15 protein-coding genes are annotated in these 19,123 nt (G+C 44.0%); 9 read left to right on the forward strand and 6 right to left on the reverse strand.

All coding sequences use genetic code 11. The features are described from left to right. Nucleotides 1-57: 57 nt before the first annotated feature. On the forward strand, nt 58-435 hold the full coding sequence (locus ACT3SX_RS06120) for an arsenate reductase (RefSeq protein WP_192521013.1): 378 nt from the start codon (nt 58-60) through the stop codon (nt 433-435). 157 nt (nt 436-592) lie between these two features. Beyond that, on the forward strand, nt 593-952 hold the full coding sequence (locus tag ACT3SX_RS06125) for a hypothetical protein (RefSeq protein ID WP_192521014.1): 360 nt from the start codon (nt 593-595) through the stop codon (nt 950-952). Between the two features lie 475 nt (nt 953-1,427). Here ACT3SX_RS06125 and argB read toward each other — a convergent pair whose 3' ends face one another. The 6 genes from argB to ACT3SX_RS06155 form a co-directional block, all read right to left on the reverse strand. Next, nucleotides 1,428-2,330, reverse strand: coding sequence for an acetylglutamate kinase (gene argB, locus ACT3SX_RS06130; protein WP_192521000.1), 903 nt, complete (start codon nt 2,328-2,330; stop codon nt 1,428-1,430). 360 nt (nt 2,331-2,690) lie between these two features. Beyond that, complete coding sequence (locus tag ACT3SX_RS06135; protein ID WP_192519289.1) at nt 2,691-4,505, reverse strand: phosphomannomutase; 1,815 nt, start codon at nt 4,503-4,505, stop codon at nt 2,691-2,693. Nucleotides 4,506-4,591: 86 nt separating this feature from the next. After that, nucleotides 4,592-5,056, reverse strand: coding sequence for a dUTP diphosphatase (dut, locus tag ACT3SX_RS06140; RefSeq protein ID WP_192519288.1), 465 nt, complete (start codon nt 5,054-5,056; stop codon nt 4,592-4,594). 104 nt (nt 5,057-5,160) lie between these two features. Continuing rightward, complete coding sequence (gene mgtE, locus ACT3SX_RS06145; RefSeq protein ID WP_192519287.1) at nt 5,161-6,564, reverse strand: magnesium transporter; 1,404 nt, start codon at nt 6,562-6,564, stop codon at nt 5,161-5,163. A 98-nt stretch (nt 6,565-6,662) separates the two neighbouring features. Further along, nucleotides 6,663-8,696, reverse strand: a complete 2,034-nt coding sequence (locus ACT3SX_RS06150; protein WP_192519286.1) for a UvrD-helicase domain-containing protein — start codon at nt 8,694-8,696, stop codon at nt 6,663-6,665. Between the two features lie 470 nt (nt 8,697-9,166). Further along, the gene (locus ACT3SX_RS06155; protein WP_192519285.1) at nt 9,167-9,397 is read right to left on the reverse strand and encodes a hypothetical protein; all 231 of its coding nucleotides are present in this window, start codon (nt 9,395-9,397) and stop codon (nt 9,167-9,169) included. 48 nt (nt 9,398-9,445) lie between these two features. Between ACT3SX_RS06155 and ndhC the strand changes: the two genes are divergently transcribed. From ndhC to nuoH, 7 genes are all read left to right on the forward strand, one after another. Further along, a complete protein-coding gene (ndhC, locus tag ACT3SX_RS06160) occupies nt 9,446-10,069 on the forward strand; it encodes an NADH-quinone oxidoreductase subunit A (RefSeq protein ID WP_192519284.1) in 624 nt (207 codons plus the stop codon). A gap of 158 nt (nt 10,070-10,227) precedes the next feature. Next, nucleotides 10,228-10,896 (forward strand): NuoB/complex I 20 kDa subunit family protein, encoded by a 669-nt coding sequence (locus ACT3SX_RS06165; RefSeq protein ID WP_192519283.1) that lies wholly within the window; start codon nt 10,228-10,230, stop codon nt 10,894-10,896. A gap of 114 nt (nt 10,897-11,010) precedes the next feature. After that, nucleotides 11,011-12,786, forward strand: coding sequence for an NADH-quinone oxidoreductase subunit C/D (gene nuoC, locus ACT3SX_RS06170; RefSeq protein ID WP_192519282.1), 1,776 nt, complete (start codon nt 11,011-11,013; stop codon nt 12,784-12,786). A gap of 188 nt (nt 12,787-12,974) precedes the next feature. Next, the gene (gene nuoE / locus ACT3SX_RS06175) at nt 12,975-13,484 is read left to right on the forward strand and encodes an NADH-quinone oxidoreductase subunit NuoE (RefSeq protein WP_192519281.1); all 510 of its coding nucleotides are present in this window, start codon (nt 12,975-12,977) and stop codon (nt 13,482-13,484) included. Next, nucleotides 13,481-14,905 carry an NADH-quinone oxidoreductase subunit NuoF gene (nuoF, locus tag ACT3SX_RS06180; RefSeq protein WP_192519280.1) on the forward strand — a complete coding sequence of 475 codons (1,425 nt, stop codon included), beginning with the start codon at nt 13,481-13,483 and terminating at the stop codon, nt 14,903-14,905. Before nuoE ends, nuoF begins: the two co-directional genes overlap by 4 nt. A gap of 10 nt (nt 14,906-14,915) precedes the next feature. Further along, entirely contained in the window at nt 14,916-18,044 is a 3,129-nt protein-coding gene (gene nuoG / locus ACT3SX_RS06185; protein ID WP_192519279.1) for an NADH-quinone oxidoreductase subunit NuoG, read from the forward strand. Between the two features lies 1 nt (nt 18,045). Further along, on the forward strand, nt 18,046-19,089 hold the full coding sequence (nuoH, locus tag ACT3SX_RS06190) for an NADH-quinone oxidoreductase subunit NuoH (protein WP_192519278.1): 1,044 nt from the start codon (nt 18,046-18,048) through the stop codon (nt 19,087-19,089). The last annotated feature ends 34 nt before the right edge of the window (nt 19,090-19,123 follow it).

The following is a 19,123-nucleotide window of genomic DNA, read 5'->3' on the forward strand; positions in this document are numbered from 1 at the left end:
CTTTTTTTATCTTTTTTTTGAGCCCTTATCCCGAATTGGGGTTATATAGGAATCATTATGACCATCACTATTTACGGTATCAAATCATGCAGCACCATGAAAAAGGCGTTTACTAAGCTTGAGGAGTTAGGTGTTAGCTATGATTTTCATGATTATAAAAAACAAGGCATCGACAAACCAAGCGTCCAGCGTTGGGTGGATGTGCTAGGTATCGATAAAGTGCTGAACAAGCGTGGTACCACATGGCGCAAGCTGACCGATGAGCAAAAGCAAGCAGCTGATGCCGATATAAATAACGCGATTGATTTACTAGTCGAAAACACCAGTATGATTAAGCGTCCGATTGTGGAAGGTCAGATTGACGATAAAAATCAAAGTCAGTCAATATTGCTGTGCGGCTTTAATGAAGCTGAGTTTGAGGCGGTTTTTTCATAAATAATTTTCATAAAAAGCTGTCACTTTGACAAATTATAAACTATGCTCTCATTGGTAGAATTAAGTTTACTAATTTATAGGGTCTATTGAATGTTTAAATGTGCTATCAGCACGGTATCTGAATGCTCAATAGACCCTAATGTTCGAGGATAGAATGATGAAAAAATTATTACTGATGGCTACGCTTGCAGCAGCACCTATAATGGCCACAAGCGTACAGGCGGCAGACTCATCAACTAAAGTAACCTTTGCAAAAGACAGCTATTGCGGTAACTTTACAGGCAATATCAAAGATGGAAAAGTGTTTCGTTTATGGCTCGCAGCAGACCAAAACTTAGTGATTCGTAATGTTGGCGATGATCGTATCAATATGGCTTACGTCTCAGGGCCAAGTGGTCGATTGGACGGTGACCGCTATGATAATGAAACGTCTTACATTACTGAGAGTAAAGGCAACCACTATATGAAGATTTATGGCAATAGTCACCATAGTTCTGTTGAGTTCTGTGCTTATTAAATTCATCTTGTTTGAATGAATGTTAGGGCGTGTTGAACATTCAAATATTAGGGCTGCTGATCGCTAAAATTGCACCAAACTAGGCGCAAACCGACGATAATGTCGAGACCTTAACTAGGCTTGTAACGACGTTTGGGGTGATTTTAGCATCAGCCTTGAGAACGGATCCAGCAAAGCACTGCTTTGCCCGTTTGCAAGGCGAGAGCTGTGCTCGAGTGGAGGGCAGTACTCTTTTTTGCCAATACATGGCGAAATTGTTTAACCTAGAATAACTAGGCATCAAAAATTTCACTGCATATTGTCTAAAAAATAGTCACTGCCAGCACCACATTTGAATGTTCAACACGCCCTAATAGATCATAAAATTGATAGACAGTTAAAAAGCCCGAGTTTGGTATCCGAGCTCGGGCTTTTTTATACTAGTGTTTTCTATACGAATATTTTTCATGCTAATAATCGTAGGCTGTTGGCTCAATTATGCATCTAATTCACGACTGATTAAGGTACCGACACCTTCGTTGGTAAAGATCTCAAGCAAGGTCGCATGGGGCACACGGCCATCAACAATGACAGCGCTTTTTACGCCGCTACGTACGGCATCAAGCGCACACTGAATTTTAGGAATCATGCCACCTGAGATAGTGCCATCTTCAATCAGTCCATCGACTTTCTTCGGCGTCAGCCCAGTGACGACTTGACCATCACGACCCAATACACCTTTGATATTGGTCAGTAACATCAATTTTTCGGCTTGCAAGAATTCTGCGACTTTCCCTGCGACTAGATCAGCATTGATATTATAAGTGTGACCTTCGCTATCGACGCCAAGCGGTGCGATGACCGGAATAAAGTCAGACGAAATAAGCATATTAATCACGTCTTTATTAACACTGACCACATCACCGACAAACCCTAGATCGACAGGGACAGCGACACCATCTTCGCCCACTTTTTCCATGACCAGTTTTTTTGCTTGGATTAAGTTAGCGTCTTTGCCGGTTAAACCAATGGCTCGGCCACCATGCTTATTAATCAGGCTAACAATAGATTTATTGACGCCGCCACCTAGCACCATCTCGACGATATCCATAGTACTTTTATCAGTAACGCGCATCCCATCAATACGGTCAGACTGACGGCCAAGCTCTTTTAACAAGTTATCGACTTGTGGACCACCACCATGTACGACTACCGGATGCATGCCAACGGTTTTTAGCAACACAATATCACGGGCAAATGAGCTTTCAAGTGCAGGGTCAGTCATGGCATTGCCACCATATTTGACCACGATCAATTTACCGACAAAGCGCTGAATATAAGGTAGGGCTGTGGTCAATACTTCAGCGGTTATTTTGGCATCATCTAAATTAAGCGTCATTAAAAACTCCTAAAGTACAGTGTTGAGCGGGTTGGTTATATTGTGTTTCTTGATACAGGTTAGTGCCTATATAAAACAGTTTGTGACATATAGGGCGTGTTGAACATTCAAATATTAGGGCTGCTGATCGCTAAAATTGCACCAAACTAGGCGCAAGCCGACGATAATGTCGAGACCTTAACTAGGCTTGTAACGACTTTTGGGGTGATTTTAGCATCAGCCTTTCAGGGCAGTACTTTTTTTTGCCAATACATGGCGAAATTGTTTAACCTAGAATGACTAGGCATCAAAAATTTCACTGCATATTGTCTAAAAAATAGTCACTGCCAGCACCACATTTGAATGTTCAACACGCCCTAGTTATTCAGCAGGAATCGCGACAATCTGTGCAGCCAGCTCTTTGTCAAATGGGCGACATAGTGTGGCAAATTTTTCCTGAATGGCTCTTAGCTGATCAATGCTATCGCCAGCAAAGCGTGCTGTCAGATGGTGACTGGTGTTTGACTGTCTCAGCACACCAAAGCCATGTGCAAAATCCAAACGAACGCCATCGATACAGCTTAGCGTTGTTCCTACTGGCATTAAGTCTCTGGCTTGTTTGAGGGTTAGATGAGGCTCAATCACGGAACAATGACAATCTACTAGCGAATCAGTGTTGATCAAATGATGGTCAGAATCTGCTGATGTCGCCTTTAACAGTTGGCGTAAATAACGACAGAATTGGGAGAGCTGTTCTACGATTGAATACTCCGCCCCCAAAGTCTTTGGCATCGGCAAGTAATGATCCGCAGTACTGACCATCGCAGGTAGGTCGTCCGTAATATCTGTCAGTGATTTTTTACCGCGTCCAACGCCATTCGCTGCTAACCAATGCAGCAGTCGTAGAGCGGCATACATGGCGTCATCATAAACAATAAAACGGCTATCGTTGAATATAAAATGTCCTGACAACTCACCAGCAAAGACAATTTCACCAGCAGAACACTGTAACTGCTCGCGCATAAAACTGCTACCTGTGCGACTGATGACAGGTGTGGCACCAAGCTCAGACAAAAGCGTTGAGAGGTGATGAGAGCATTTTATATCAAAAACGATCTGAGGCTTGAATGATGAATCTACAGAATTTTTTGGAGATAACATGTTAGGATGTTCAGCGAGCGTCAATTGCGCCAGTAAGTACAGTAGATGGTCAGGCGAGACGACTTTGCCGTTATTATCCACGATCATTAGGCGATCACCATCACCATCAAACGCCAGACCTATGTCTGCTTGATGTTGTTGTACGCTGTGCTGTAATAGTTTGAGACGATGAGGTTCGGTAGGATCCGGATTTCCAGAGGGGAAGTTGCCGTCTGGTGTGTCATTGAGCATGACAATATCTTGGCAGAAATGACCAAATAAACGTTGAGCGATGAGACTGGTCGCCCCATGCATACAGTCGATAACCATTCGAAAATCAAGCTTGGTAGAGGGCTGGTTGTTTGACGGTCGTTTGTTTGAAGGTTGTGGTTTAGATTGATGAATTTTCTGAAAAACTTGGTCAATAGCGGCAATATAAGCCGTTGCTATTTGCTCAGCAGGTAAGCATGTATCCTGCGGATGGTTTTTAAGGCCATTCGCTTGCATAGCACGGTTGTATTCTGCATCGATTGATGCCTGCTGGCGATGCAGGAGCTGCTGATAAAACAGCTGAATCTCTGCACTGCTGGGCGAGCGATGATTGACCAACCACTTGATGCCTAAAATCTCTTTTGCAGAATGACTGGCGGTCACAATGATACCGTGCCCCTGATATCGCTCAGCCCAAAAAACCATCATAGGTGTCGTGACCAAACCTAACTGGATAACTTGTAAATTATGATGAGTCAATATAGATGCAATTTTTTGCGCAATCATATCGCTACCGATACGCGCATCGTAACCAATCACGATAATGGTGTCTTTATTGTTTTGGTTTTGAGTTATCAGACTGTTTGTTGAGCTAATATCTTTCAATTCAGTATTATGCGCACAGGCATCATTTGGGAGCTTATGGTCTAACGAAGTAGATAGTGCGCTATAACGATGGGCAAAAGCATGCCCCAATGCTTGTATAAACTCAGTAGTGAAATACTGGCGTGAACCACGAATATCATAAGCACGAAACAAGGATTGCTGCGCAGCAAAAGATGGCATTGCTTACTCTCCTTATTATCGTGGTTAATCTCTTTGAGATAGACAAAAAATAAAATAACAAATCAGTAATAGCTACTGATCATTGACTACTGACGACCTGAATGTCCAAACCCACCGGCACCGCGGACGCTTACATCACTGAATTCTGTTACCACTGAAAACTCAGGACGAGCAACCGGTACGACGATATATTGCGCCATACGCTCTGCTGGATTAAGCACAAAGTCTTCGTTACTGCGATTCCAAATACTAACCATCAGCTCGCCCTGATAATCAGCATCGATTAGCCCGACTAGATTACCCAAAACGATACCATGTTTATGACCCAGACCAGAGCGCGGCAAGATCATACCTGCATAATTAGGGTCTTGGATATAAACGGCGAGCCCAGTACCAATCAAATGTGTGTCACCGGCTTTAATGGTCAATGGCTCATCAATACACGCACGCAAGTCGATACCTGCACTGCCATCAGTGGCACGAGTCGGAAGTGAAAATGCTTCATCTTCGGTGATTTTTGGATTAACGACTTTTACTTGTACAGCTTGCATAATGCACTCACTTAACGATTTCAGGGTTTTAAAATGATAATTTTGGGCAAAGGTGATTTAGGGTCTGTTGAATAGTAATGACATTTTTACAGTTTAGTGTTTGATTATAGTATCAACACACTGGCTAAGCCTAAAAATGACATAAAGCCGACAATGTCCGTCACGGTCGTCAGGATAACAGAAGCAGATAGCGCAGGATCGATATTCATACGTTTTAGCACTAACGGTATACTGATACCTGATACGTTTGCAGCTGTCATATTAATGGCAATAGCCAAGCCAATGACCGCACTAATTTTGATGTCATGAAACCACAGTTGGGCAATAAATGCCATAATTATTGCCCAAATAATACCGTTGATGGCGCCGACCCACAGCTCTTTGTTTAACAGCCATACACGGTTAGAACCACCGATTTGACCCATCGCCATACCGCGTATGACAACTGTCAGTGTCTGAGAACCGGCGATACCACCCATACTAGCGACAACTGGCATAAGTATCGCGAGCGCCACGACTTGCGCCAATACTTCTTCGAATTGTCCAATGACCGCCGCTGCTAATAACGCGGTACACAAGTTGATGCCTAACCAAACGCTACGACTTTTGGCACTGGTCAAAATTGGTGCAAACAGCTCTTCGTCCTGACTGACACCCGCAAGGTTTTTCATGGTGCTATCGACATCATCTTGGATGATTTCCATGATGTCTTCGCCATTTAATTGACCGACTAGCTCGCCATAGCTATTAATCACGGGAGCAAAGCGAATATCTTCTGAACGAAAAATCGCTGCAGCATCTTGGATATCTAGTCGATCATTAATAGTAACAGCCGCATCAATCAAATCGGATACTAAAGTGGATTGGGGGTGTTTAATCAAATCAACCAAACTCAATAGTCCAAGTAACTGTTGGCTTTGATCTACAACCAACAGCTCTTGGCTTTCATCATCGAGTAAGTCATCGTTTTCCCGTAGCCAGTTTTGTACTTCTGCAAGCGTGATGTCTTCTCTTACCTGAATAATATCAGGATCCATATAGCTACCGACTTCCCAGTCGACATAGGTGTCTAGTCTGTTGACCTGAACTCGGATATCTTCGTCTAAGGTCGCCATGACTGAGGTTCGCACACTCTCGGTCACCGTGTCCAAAATCTCAGAGATATCTTGTGCATCGAGGTCTTGGGTAAATAGAGAGATCTCTCTTGAAGAGATTTTTTCCATTAAGGGCTGGCGGGTATCAACATCTAACTCAGCAAGGACTTCACCCTTGATACTCTCTGGAACTTGTGCCCAAATTAGTAGACGGGTTTGAGTCGGAAAAGACTCTAGCAGGTTGGCAATTTCGTATTCTGACTGTTTTTCTAAAAACTCAGTAATGGCTGTATATGCCTTGTCAGCAACCAAATCTTGTAGATACAGCAGCTTATATTCAGCGTTGTGTTCAGCTGAATTATAATCTATTTGTAGTGAAGAAGGTTGATCTTGATCAGGCATAGAAGTAGGCATAAAAATTCCTGATTTTTAAAACTGCAAATAGTAGCAATGACTAAAACATTAATTGTTGGCTTAGTTTTGGTCGTATTGTTTAAGTGTGTTGATGCATATTAGCGATTACCTAATAACGCTCTAATATTCGCCAAATATTCATCAGCCACGGCTTCTGGATCTTTGGTTGCTTTTTTCTTTTTGGCTTTGGCGGGCCAGTCGATATGATCCTCTGGTAGCTCCTCTAAAAATCGCGATTCAGAGGTAACACGCATCTGCCCACCTGCACGGCGCTGCGTTGCTAATGTCAATGTTAGCTCACGCCGAGCACGAGTAATGCCTACGTACATTAAGCGACGTTCTTCCTCTATCGTTTCACTCAAGATAGAGTTGCGGTGTGGGAGCATTTCTTCTTCAAGGCCCATGATATAAACAAAGTCAAATTCCAAACCTTTGGCCGCGTGTAAGGTCATCAAGTTGACTTTATTGGTGTTCTCTTCTTCTTGCTGCTGCTCAAGCATATCTAACAATACTAGCTTACGAATAATAGTATCAATCGTGCGATCTTCATCTTCTTCCGCGCGGTTAATCAAAGATTGAATACTGGTGTAGAGCATATCGATATTGTCGATGCGATTTTTTTCTTGTTGCGGGGTTTTAGAGTCGCTACGCACAAAATCAATATAACCTGTTTCATCGATCATCTGACGGACAATAGGAACTGGGTCAGGATGTTGGTCTAACTCACGTGTATAGTGCTCGATAAAGTCACCGAACTCTTTTATTGTGCCATAAGCCTTCGATGGCAAAACATGAGACAGACCTGCATGGGTACAGGAAGCCAGTAGCGATATGCTGTGCTCCTGTGCAAACAAGCCAAGCTTTTCGAGCGTCGCCGGTCCCATACCACGCTTAGGTGTATTAATAATCCGCAAAAAAGCACTATCGTCTTCAGGGTTCAAAATCAAGCGTAGATAGCCCATGATATCTTTGATTTCACTACGTGCAAAGAAAGATTGGCCACCAGATAACTTATAAGGCACTTGTAACTGTCGCAGCTGTGCTTCTAGCATCCGCGCTTGAAAATTACTACGGTACAGAACGGCATATTGCTCCCACTCATTACCGAAACGCAGCTTATGCGTGACGATCTCTTTTGCCACACGCTCGGATTCGTCATCATCATTACGGCAATTAATAATCCGAATTTTTTCGCCTTGACCTTTATCCGACCATAGTTTCTTTTCAAATAAATGCTCATTGTTGGTAATGACGGCGTTGGCTGAAGTTAAAATACGCGTGGTTGAGCGATAGTTTTGCTCAAGCATGACGATTTTTAGTTTTGGAAAGTCTTCTTTTAGCAATCCCATGTTTTCAGGCTTCGCACCGCGCCACGCATAAATAGATTGGTCATCGTCACCCACCACGGTAAAACGACCTTGTGGACCAACTAGATGTTTGATCATCTCATACTGAGCGGTATTGGTATCTTGATACTCATCGACTAAAAGGTAGCGAATACGGTTTTGCCACTTATCACGTAGCTCTCTGTTCTCACGCAGTATCTTAGTTGGCAAGACAATTAAGTCATCAAAATCGACCGCATTATAAGCCCGTAAATTACGCTCATATAGTGCATATAAGGTAGCAAAGATCATCTCTTCTGGATCGTCTAAGGTTTCCATCGCCTTGTCGGGCTCTATCAGATCATTTTTCCAATCAGAAATCATTTTTATTGCTTTGCCAACCAGTTCGCGACTTTCTGCGCCGCTTAGATTGTCACGCATCATTAGCTCCATCAGTAGACGCTTACTATCGTCACTGTCCATGATGGAAAAATTGCCTTTTAGAGGGGTGTGAATCAGCTCATAGCGCAAAAACTGCAGCCCAAATTGGTGAAAGGTCGACACAGTTAGACCACGCGTTTTTTCGCTGGGTAGCAATTTGCTTACCCGCGCTTTCATCTCACGAGCAGCTTTATTGGTAAAAGTCACTGCTGTGATGCGCTCAGCAGGCATGTCGCACTCTTGGATCAGATAAGCAATCTTACGAGTAATGACCGATGTCTTACCAGAGCCGGCACCAGCCAATACCAGTAATGGACCGGAGACGTAGAGCATGGCCTCGGATTGTTTGGGATTAAGTTGACTCATAACGTGACCTGTAAGACAAAAGCAAAAAAGAAGGTAGTGCTGATAGCGGTATTAAGATGTACGCGAGGCGTATCACTAAAATGGCTGCCCTAATGATGTTTTAATTAAAAATTATTCAATAAAATCAAGTGGGCTATTATAAAGCAAAAGTCAGTGCTTTGGGTGAGGAGTTGAGTGTCGAAAATGGGGTTTAGATGCATCAAATCTTTGCTTTATAAGGCGTCATTACTACTCATGATTGAAAACATGGATTTGTACTCAATATAAGGTAACCTATATATCATAACTGTTGTTGCAAAAAACATATTTTTTTTGCATATAAAATGACCGTTCAATACAGTTAAAAACTAGCTTTTAGACGCTGAAATGCGTATAGTACGTAAATAATTTATGCCAGTTGTCTTGTCATTGTTGACTACGTGTAATGAGCTATTAAATCAATTAAGTAAATAGTCGAATATGATATTGATTTAATAAGTTGATCTTACGTTGTTAAAAGATGCGTTAGGCGACCAGCCTTTTTGTCCGTGCGATATCGGAATCCCTTTATTGGTCTCGTCTGACATCGTCGTCAATAAGCTTGATAATTGGTTGTTACCAGCACAGTACTTAAAATAGTTGCTTACATACAGCGATTCAATGACAGTTACTTGTGTTTTCGTCTGGGTTACGCCTGTCGCTAGATGACCTTGAGAGGTCATTACTTGCGCTGCGCTTAACACTCGATTGGGTGAGGAGCACGTATTATCATGTCTGCTTTTAATTGGTCAGCAATAGCTTTTATCTTAGCCGCCATTGGGCTAGTTGTCTTTATGCTAGTCGTACCACGTTTGCTTGGTGGTCGCTCTCAAGGCTCACAAAAAGAAGAAATATTTGAAGCGGGTGTTGTCGGAGCTGGCAACGCCCGTATTCGTTTGTCTGCCAAATTTTATTTGGTGGCTATCTTCTTTGTTATCTTTGATCTAGAAGCGCTCTATTTGTATGCCTACGCCGTGTCAGTACGTGAGGCGGGGTGGCTTGGTTTTGCTGCTTCTGCTATCTTTATTACTATTCTCATCATCGGTTTAATATACGAGCTAAGTTTGGGTGCGATGAGTTGGGCACCTGCTGATAAGCTGCGCAAAAAAGTACGTCTATACGCAGCACCTGCTGGTTTTAATCTAGCAGACATCACCAAGTTTGACGGTGCTCATGAGTTAATGGTTGATCCCACGGGTAAAGTGCCAGCACAGTCTTCAGGCCAGATTAACGTATCAAACAATATTGAAATCAATCGTCATCATCTAGAAAACATCGATCACATTAATACCACAGGTAATGTTACGTCTGTGGATTTTGCGGCGTCTGCTCAAAAAGACAACGTGAAACGTTAGATATTAAGTTTGTCTTAGTTGGCAACAGCTTATCAAGCGCTAATAGTAGAAGTGTGAAGACGTGTTTGTATTGATGATTGCTTATTAATAATAGAAGTTAAGGCGATAGCGAGGACAAGATGATTGTCACACTACGTCTAATATAAAGGTTGTATGTTATGAAATACACATTAACAAAAGCCAACCCTGATGCAGAGAAGTATCCTGCACAGACCACTCAAACGGTCAATGACCCTATCGAAGATGAAGTCAATAAAAACGTCTTTATGGGTCGTCTCGAAGACCTTGTTCATTCAACAGCAAACTGGGGGCGCAAGCACTCACTCTGGCCATTTAACTTTGGTACTTCTTGCTGTTATGTCGAATATGCCACTACCTTAACCGCTGTTCATGACTTATCACGCTTTGGCGCGGAAGTTATTCGTGCGTCGCCTCGTCAGGCAGATGTGATGATCGTTGCTGGTACGTGCTTTGTCAAAATGGCGCCGGTTATTCAGCGCCTTTATGAGCAAATGCTTGAGCCTAAATGGGTTATCTCAATGGGTGCCTGTGCCAACTCTGGCGGCATGTATGATATCTACTCAGTCGTACAAGGCGTGGATAAAATTATTCCAGTCGATGTCTATGTGCCAGGCTGCCCGCCGCGTCCAGAAGCGCTAATCCAAGGTTTGATGTTGTTACAAGAGTCTATTACTAAAGAGCGTCGTCCGTTAGGTGCTTATGTCAACGAAAAAGGCGTCTATCAGCCACAGATGACACCTGAGCGCGATCGTAAGCAAGCAGATCGTATCGCTGTTAAAAACTTACGTAGCCCAGACAGTATTTAGGCTCGTGCGTTTAGATTGATAGTAATAACCATAGCAACAACGTCAACGTTTTATACGCTCATCACAGTGTAGTTATGATGAATCAGTTATGATTAATGAAGGAATACATCATTCATGGTCACGGTAGTCGAAAACACAGATCCTAAGATCAAACCTGTTCCAGCAGTTATCAAAGAGCTAGAGCATAAGTATGCCGGTAAATTTGTCGTGCAGCACACTGTTGATGAGATTCCAACAGTGTGGGTTGCACGTGCTGACTTACTCGATATTCTCTTATTCTTGCGCAAGCTGCCAAAACCCTATGTCATGTTATTTGACCTATCAGCCATAGATGAGCGTCTGCGTCAGCATCGCGCGGGGTTACCTGATAGTGACTTTACAGTGTTCTATCACTTAATGTCACTTGAGCGTAATAGTGATGTGCGTGTCAAGGTTGCATTGAGCGAAGACGATGTCAATGTGCCTAGCGCCACCCAGATTTGGCCAAATGCCAACTGGTATGAGCGTGAAGTGTGGGACATGTTTGGTATTGTTTTTACAGGCCATCCGCATCTAACGCGTATCTTATTACCAAAATACTGGGAAGGTCATCCACTGCGTAAAGAGTATCATGCGCGTGCGACTGAATTTACCCCGTATTTCTTGAATACTGCTAAGCAACAATACGAGCAAGAGAACTTGCGTTTTGTCCCAGAAGAGTGGGGTATGAAACGTTCAGGTCGTGATGAAGATTTTATGTTCTTGAACATTGGTCCTAACCACCCCTCAGCTCATGGTGCATTCCGTTTGGTACTACAGCTCGACGGCGAAGAAGTCGTCGATTGTATCCCTGATATTGGCTATCACCATCGCGGTGCAGAAAAAATGGCCGAGCGTCAAACTTGGCACTCATTTATTCCGTATACCGACCGTATTGACTACCTCGGCGGCGTGATGAACGAGCTTCCGTATATCATGTCAGTTGAGAAGCTTGCAGGGATTAAGATTCCACCGCGCGCTGAAACCATCCGTGTGATGATGAGTGAGTTTTTCCGTATTACCAATAACTTGTTGTTTGTCGGTACCTTCATTCAGGATGCAGGTGGTATGACCCCTGTGTTCTATATGTTTACCGATCGCCAAAAAGCCTATGATGTCATCGAAGCGGTGACAGGCTATCGGATGCATCCCGCTTGGTTCCGAATCGGCGGTACCGCTGCCGATTTGCCACGTGGCTGGCAGCGTCTGGTTCGAGAGTTCTTAGATTGGATGCCAAAACGCTTGGACGAGTATGTCAAAGCCGCATTGCAAAACAGTGTGCTCAAAGGCCGTACTCAAGGGGTTGCTCAGTATAATGCTAAGCAAGCGCTTGCTTGGGGTGTGACTGGTGCAGGTCTACGTGCGACAGGCGTCGATTTTGATCTACGTAAAGCACGTCCATACATGGGCTATGAGAATTATGATTTTGAAGTGCCAGTTGGTTACAACGGTGATGCTTATGATCGTTGTATGGTAAAAGTCGAAGAGATGCGTCAGTCGTTACGTATTATTCGCCAGTGTATGGATAATATGCCACAAGGCCCTTATAAAGCGGATCATCCACTAGCTGTACCGCCGCCGAAAGACCGTACCTTAAACGATATTGAAACTCTTATTAATCACTTTATCTCAGTATCTTGGGGTCCTGTGATGCCAGCGGGCGAGTGTACGACGATTGTCGAGGCGACTAAAGGTCTAAATAGTTATTACATCACCTCAGATAAGGCGACGATGAGCTATCGTACCCGTATCCGTACGCCGACATTTGCACATTTACAGCAGATGCCGTCAGTGATTAATGGTTCGCTCGTCTCTGATGCCATCATGTATTTGGCATCAATTGATATTGTGATGGCAGATTGTGATCGCTAACGCTTTGATTTAAGCCTAGTGCTTTGAGTGAAAAATTATAGTTATTAAAAAGACACATATTATCAATATATCATTGCCGAATGGCACACCAAAATGCTGATATGTTGCGGTATAGCGATATTCATAAGTCTGTTAAGGCTATTGCTATTCGGTGATGAAGTGTGATGAGTGAGGACAGATAGAAAACTATGAAAATTGTTTCCGATAAAATGCCAAAAGTAGATGTGGAAAGCATTCTCACTAGCGAGGAAATTGCGTCTATCCATGAGTTTATGCACCATTATCCACAAGCCCGTGCCGCCTCACTAGATGCACTAAAAATCGTGCAGAAGCGTAACGGTTGGGTAGATGATGCGCAGGTGAACGCCATTGCTAATATTTTAAATATTCCAATGTCAGATATGGATGGGGTCGCTACTTTCTTTAACCGTATTTATCGTCAGCCTGTTGGTCGCCACGTTATCCTTATTTGTGATTCAGTGGCTTGTTTTTTGACAGGCTATGAGGCGTTATCGGCTGAAATTAGATCGCAGCTGGGTATTGAATATGGTCAAACAACGGCAGATGGGCGCTTTACATTATTGCCAATTTGCTGCTTAGGTAACTGTGATAAAGGGCCTGCTGTGTTGATTGATGAAGACACGTATGGTCCTGTCCAACCCTCCGAGGTCGCGCAATTATTGGAGCTATACGCATGAGATTAACGCTTTCAGAGCAGATTGCTCAACGTAGCCAAGGCAAGGCACCAAGCCAGCTTAATGAGCAGCGCATTCCAATTTATGGTGATAAAGCCACAGCCACTAGCGAAACCAAACCGTTAACGTGGCGTCTAGCACATCATGATGCGGTGCTAGATCTGGCCACTTACGAATCTCTAAAAGGTTTTGATGGCTTAAAGCAGGCCTTAAGTCAATCGCCTAAAGCCGTCGGCGATATGATTAAAGCTGCTAACGTCAGAGGTCGCGGTGGTGCAGGCTTTAATGCTGGTTTGAAATGGACGTTTATGTCACCGCCAGATGGTTTACCTCGCTATCTTATCTGTAATGCCGATGAGATGGAGCCGGGTACCTTTAAAGACCGTCTATTAATGGAGCGTCTACCGCTTCAGTTGATTGAAGGTATGCTTATTACCGCGCATGCCATTGGTGCAACCGATGGTTATATCTTTATTCGTGGTGAGTACATTTTGGCCGCTGAGCGTTTGGTTGCTGCCATTGATGAGTGCTTGGCTAACAACCTCATGGGCGATAATATTTTAGGCTCAGATTTTAGTTTTAACCTGCATGTGCATACGGGTGCTGGACGCTATATTTGCGGTGAAGAAACGGCACTTATTAACTGTCTAGAAGGCCGACGTGCTAATCCACGTACTAAACCGCCTTTCCCGCAAATTTCTGGTGCGTGGGGCCGCCCAACCGTTGTCAATAACGTTGAGACCTTGAGCAATATGCCCGCCATCTTAAACCATGGCGTAGAGTGGTACCAGTCGCTATCGGATATCAAAGGTACTAGCAAAACACCAGGTACTAAGCTATTTGGCTGTTCAGGATTGGTCAATGATCCTGGTCTGTGGGAATTGCCCTTTGGTTATACCGCACGCGAAATCATTGAAGGTTTGGCGGGCGGTATGATTGATGGTAAAACGCTTAAAGCATGGCTACCAGGTGGCGCATCGACTGACTTTTTAACAGCCGAACATTTAGATGTCATAGTAGATTTTGACACTATTCAAAAAGCTGGTAGTCGTATGGGTACAGGACTGATTATGGTGGTGGATGAAGCACAAGATATGGTGCCACTGGTTCGTAATCTTGAGATTTTCTTTCAGCGTGAATCTTGCGGTTGGTGTACACCATGCCGTGATGGTCTGCCGTGGGGTGTCAAACTGCTTACTGCCATCAATGATGGTGAGGGGCAGACAGGTGATTTGGAAAAATTAGAGGGCCTTACACGTGACTTATGGATTGGTAAAACTTTCTGTGCGCATGCGCCAGGTGCGATGGAGCCACTAATGAGTGCGATTAAATATTTCCGTCCTGAATTTGATCAAAAAATCGCGCAGGCGGTTGGTGTCGATATTATTGATGCTGCAGCCAACCAACAGCCAGTAGTGAAATAAGGAGAGCGGCATGGCAGTCATACATATTGATGGAACCACTGTCGAAGTAGATAGCGCAGATAACTTGTTACAAGCTTGTTTATCGCTCGGCATTGATGTGCCTTATTTTTGTTATCATCCAGCTCTTGGTTCAGTAGGATCGTGCCGTCAGTGTGCGGTCAAGCAGTTTCAAAACAAAGAAGATATGGAAGCGGGTCGCGGTCGTCTCGTGATGTCATGTATGGTCGCCCCTGGCGATGACATGTACATCTCGGTCACTGATGATGAAGCCAAAGCATTCCGTAAATCAATGGTTGAGCTACTCATGACCAACCATCCACATGACTGTCCAACTTGTGAAGAGGGTGGACATTGTCATCTGCAGGATATGACCTATATGTCTGGTCATAATCGTCGTCGCTATCGATTTACCAAACGCACGCATCACAACCAAGAGCTTGGTCCGTTCATCGCACATGAGATGAACCGTTGTATCGCTTGCTATCGCTGTGTACGTTTTTACAAAGACTATGCGGGCGGCGAAGATTTAGGCGTCTATGGCTCAAACAACCGCGTCTATTTTGGTCGCGACCAAGATGGTCAGTTTGAGAGCGAGTTCTCAGGCAACTTAACCGAAGTGTGTCCAACAGGTGTTTTTACTGATAAAACGCATTCTGAGCGTTACAACCGTAAATGGGATATGCAGTATGCACCAAGCGTTTGTCATGGTTGTTCGGCTGGTTGTAACATCTCACCAGGTGAGCGTTATGGTGAATTGCGCCGTATCGAAAACCGCTATAACGGTGAAGTAAACCGCTATTTCTTATGTGACCGTGGTCGCTTTGGCTATGGCTATGTCAACCGTGACGATCGTCCTATCCAAGCGCTTGAACGTATCAATGATAAGCATGTCAAAATAAATATCGATTATGCACTTGATGAAACCATCAAACGTATCAAAGATAAAAAAGTCATTGGTATTGGCTCACCTCGTGCCAGTCTAGAGACCAACTTTGCGCTAAAAAACTTGGTGGGCTTTGATAAGTTTTCAACTGGTTTGAACCATCAGCAGCAAGCACTGGTCAATAAATGCATCGAAGTATTGAGTACGGAAGGCATTTATAATCCTAGCATGACAGATATCGAAAGTTATGATGCGGTATTGGTATTGGGTGAAGATATCACTCAAACCTCATCACGTGTTGCATTGTCAGTACGCCAAGCCGCAAAAAACGAAGGCCTAAAAATGGCGGCAGCATTAAAAACGCAGCCGTGGCTTGCAGAGCCTGTTAAACGTATTGCTCAAGATGCCTTAAGTCCTGTCTATGTCATCGATGTGACTCAGACTAAGCTCGAAGACATCAGTAAAGTCAGCGTAGTCGCAACGCCTGAAGATATCACTAAGCTTGGCTTTAAGGTTGCTGCTGAGATTGCTAGTTTCGCTGATGATTTATTAGAAATAGTAGATCCACAAGCGGCTGAGCAAGATGCTAATATTGATACTAGTACTGATGCCAGTAATGAGACTGATGGGATGCAAGCGTTGGCGCAGCAAATCGCTTATGACTTGATTCAAGCGGACAAGCCGTTGGTCATTTCAGGTAGTAGCTTATCGTCTACCGCATTGATAGAAGCAGCGGCGCAGATTACTCAAGCATTGACGCAAAAACGTTCAGCAATTAAAGCGACTGAACAGCATCAAGTTGAGGCTCATAATGCCAAAGTCCATGCGGCTCAAGCAAAAGCTGCTGACGACCAACCTGAAGAAGACAAAGATTTATCTGCGAAACCGAACAAACCTAAAACGGGCGTGAATACAGAAGCGCAAGATGATGTAGAACGCGCACCTGCCGAACCGCTCGAATTAAAAGAAGTAAACAATAAGTATCATGCACAAGCAGGTATCTATTTAACGGTTACCGATGCTAATAGTATGGGTGTTTGTATGCTTGGCGGGCAATCAGTTGAAGAATTGTTAGCGACTGATTTCGATGTGGTGATAGTCGCTGAAAATCAGCTGACTGATGCCATCGATGCCAATAAATTGACGCAGCTATTATCTGATAAAACTGTCATTGCACTGGATCATCAGCTACTTGATTGGCACAAAGATGTTGATATTGTATTACCTGCGGCAAGCTTTGCTGAAGCAGATGGTACGCTAATCTCTGCTGAAGGCCGTGCGCAGCGTTTCTTCCAAGTTTATGACAATGAATATTATCATCCGATGAGTAGCATCAAAGAAGGCTGGCGCTGGTTACATGCAGTGCATAGTAGCATTGAAGGTCGTGATGTTGATTGGACACAGCTAGATGATGTCATCAAGGCATTAATCGCTACGCATCCTAAGCTTGCTGGTATTAAAGGTGCTGCTCCTGATGCTGATTACCGTATGACTGGTCTTAAAATTGCTCGTCAGCCACGCCGCTATTCAGGTCGTACCGCTATGCGTGCGCCGATATCCGTGCATGAGCCGATGCAGCCAAAAGATTTAGACACCGGTTTGACCTTCTCAATGGAAGGTTATAGCGGTAAGCAAACGCCAAGCTCGATGATTCCTTTTGCCAGTGCGGCAGGTTGGAACTCACCACAAGCATGGAACAAGTACCAAGACAAAGTTGGCGGCCATCTGAAAAATGGTGATCCAGGCGTACGCTTATTTGATCAGCTAGCACGTCTAGAAACACGTCAATATATTGCGCCAGAAGCAATGTCTGTGACGACAACTGATATGCAACAAGGACAAGCCAAGTTGGTGCCTATCCATAATATTTATGCTAGCTCGATGATGGCCTCACGCAGTCCAATCGTCGCAGAGCAACTACCTGTGGCTACATGGCGTATCGGTATGGATGACGCTAAGGACTGGAATATTGCTAATGGCGATTATTTGGCAATTGAGATTGATAAGCAACAAATCACCTTGCCTGTACAGATTGTTGGTTATTTAGCAGAAGGTTGTATCGGTTATCCAGTCGGGCAGGTGAGTATCATTCACCCATCGATGCCAGCGTCTGTACGTAAAGTTGATGCACCAATCACTATGATGGGCAGCATGGCTAATGACAGCACTTTGATAAATAATGGTGCTGGCAATGGCACTAACAATAACGATGCAGCGCAGATAAACGCAGCGCCTACCACCACACAGGAGGTGTAATATGCAAGTTACCCGTATTATCCCTGATGTGCCAAGCTTTTTGGCAGGAAGTCTGAGCTTTGATGCCTGGTCCATCTTATTTCTGGTTGGTCAGTCACTGGTTATCTTCTTAGTCGTGGTATTGGTTGCGGCGATGATGATTATCTATGAGCGCCGTATGTTGGCCTTATGGCAAGATCGTTATGGTCCAAACCGTGTGGGCCCATTTGGTTCACTACAGCTGGTTGCTGATATGCTCAAAATCTTCTTTAAAGAAGATTGGACGCCGAACTTTACCGATAAGTTTATGTTTACGTTGGCACCTGCGGTCGCGATGTTTACTGCATTGGCCTCATTTGCCATCATTCCTATCTCGCCAACGCTTGGCGTGGTTGATTGGGATATTGGTATTCTATTTTTCTTTGCTATGGCTGGTATTGCTGTCTATGCCGTGATGTTCGGTGGTTGGGCATCTGCCAACAAGTTCTCGTTATTGGGTGGTCTGCGTTCAGCGGCACAAACCATCAGTTATGAAGTTTTCTTAGGTTTGTCGTTGATGGGTGTGGTTGCATTGACTGGCTCGTTTAATTTGCGTGCTATTGTCGAAGCGCAAGTGGATGGCTGGTATATCATTCCACAGTTTTTTGGGTTTTTGACCTTTGTAGTAGCTGGTGTGGCCGTTACGCATAGGCATCCATTTGATCAGCCAGAAGCAGAGCAAGAGCTGGCCGAAGGGTATCATGTTGAATATTCTGGTATGAAATTCGGTATGTTCTTTATCGGTGAGTATGTCAATGTCGTGTTGATTTCTGCATTGATGACCTGCTTATTTTTTGGCGGTTGGCTTGCGCCGTTTAATTTAGATATTCCATTTATTCCACCAGCTTTTTGGTTCATGATTAAAACGCTGTTCTTTATGACGCTGTTTGTTTTGGCTCGAGGCTCACTCATGCGTCCGCGCTATGATCAAGTGATGAATTTTGGCTGGAAAGTTTGTCTGCCAGTAACGTTGATTAATCTGTTGATTACTGCTGCAGTCATTTTGATCTTTTCCCCAACGTTGTAGTCATCACTAGCCATCATTGATGAACTAGGGTAAA

The organism is Psychrobacter sp. AOP31-B2-9 (assembly GCF_052378005.1).
GTDB lineage: Bacteria > Pseudomonadota > Gammaproteobacteria > Pseudomonadales > Moraxellaceae > Psychrobacter.

Excerpts from the sequence above, each read along its gene's own strand:
- ACT3SX_RS06120 (WP_192521013.1), top strand. The coding sequence starts at position 58 with ATGACCATCACTATTTACGGTATCAAATCATGCAGCACCATGAAAAAG.
- ACT3SX_RS06125 (WP_192521014.1), top strand. The coding sequence starts at position 593 with ATGAAAAAATTATTACTGATGGCTACGCTTGCAGCAGCACCTATAATG.
- argB (WP_192521000.1), bottom strand. The coding sequence starts at position 2,330 with ATGACGCTTAATTTAGATGATGCCAAAATAACCGCTGAAGTATTGACC.
- ACT3SX_RS06135 (WP_192519289.1), bottom strand. The coding sequence starts at position 4,505 with ATGCCATCTTTTGCTGCGCAGCAATCCTTGTTTCGTGCTTATGATATT.
- dut (WP_192519288.1), bottom strand. The coding sequence starts at position 5,056 with ATGCAAGCTGTACAAGTAAAAGTCGTTAATCCAAAAATCACCGAAGAT.
- mgtE (WP_192519287.1), bottom strand. The coding sequence starts at position 6,564 with ATGCCTACTTCTATGCCTGATCAAGATCAACCTTCTTCACTACAAATA.
- ACT3SX_RS06150 (WP_192519286.1), bottom strand. The coding sequence starts at position 8,696 with ATGAGTCAACTTAATCCCAAACAATCCGAGGCCATGCTCTACGTCTCC.
- ACT3SX_RS06155 (WP_192519285.1), bottom strand. The coding sequence starts at position 9,397 with ATGACCTCTCAAGGTCATCTAGCGACAGGCGTAACCCAGACGAAAACA.
- ndhC (WP_192519284.1), top strand. The coding sequence starts at position 9,446 with ATGTCTGCTTTTAATTGGTCAGCAATAGCTTTTATCTTAGCCGCCATT.
- ACT3SX_RS06165 (WP_192519283.1), top strand. The coding sequence starts at position 10,228 with ATGAAATACACATTAACAAAAGCCAACCCTGATGCAGAGAAGTATCCT.
- nuoC (WP_192519282.1), top strand. The coding sequence starts at position 11,011 with ATGGTCACGGTAGTCGAAAACACAGATCCTAAGATCAAACCTGTTCCA.
- nuoE (WP_192519281.1), top strand. The coding sequence starts at position 12,975 with ATGAAAATTGTTTCCGATAAAATGCCAAAAGTAGATGTGGAAAGCATT.
- nuoF (WP_192519280.1), top strand. The coding sequence starts at position 13,481 with ATGAGATTAACGCTTTCAGAGCAGATTGCTCAACGTAGCCAAGGCAAG.
- nuoG (WP_192519279.1), top strand. The coding sequence starts at position 14,916 with ATGGCAGTCATACATATTGATGGAACCACTGTCGAAGTAGATAGCGCA.
- nuoH (WP_192519278.1), top strand. The coding sequence starts at position 18,046 with ATGCAAGTTACCCGTATTATCCCTGATGTGCCAAGCTTTTTGGCAGGA.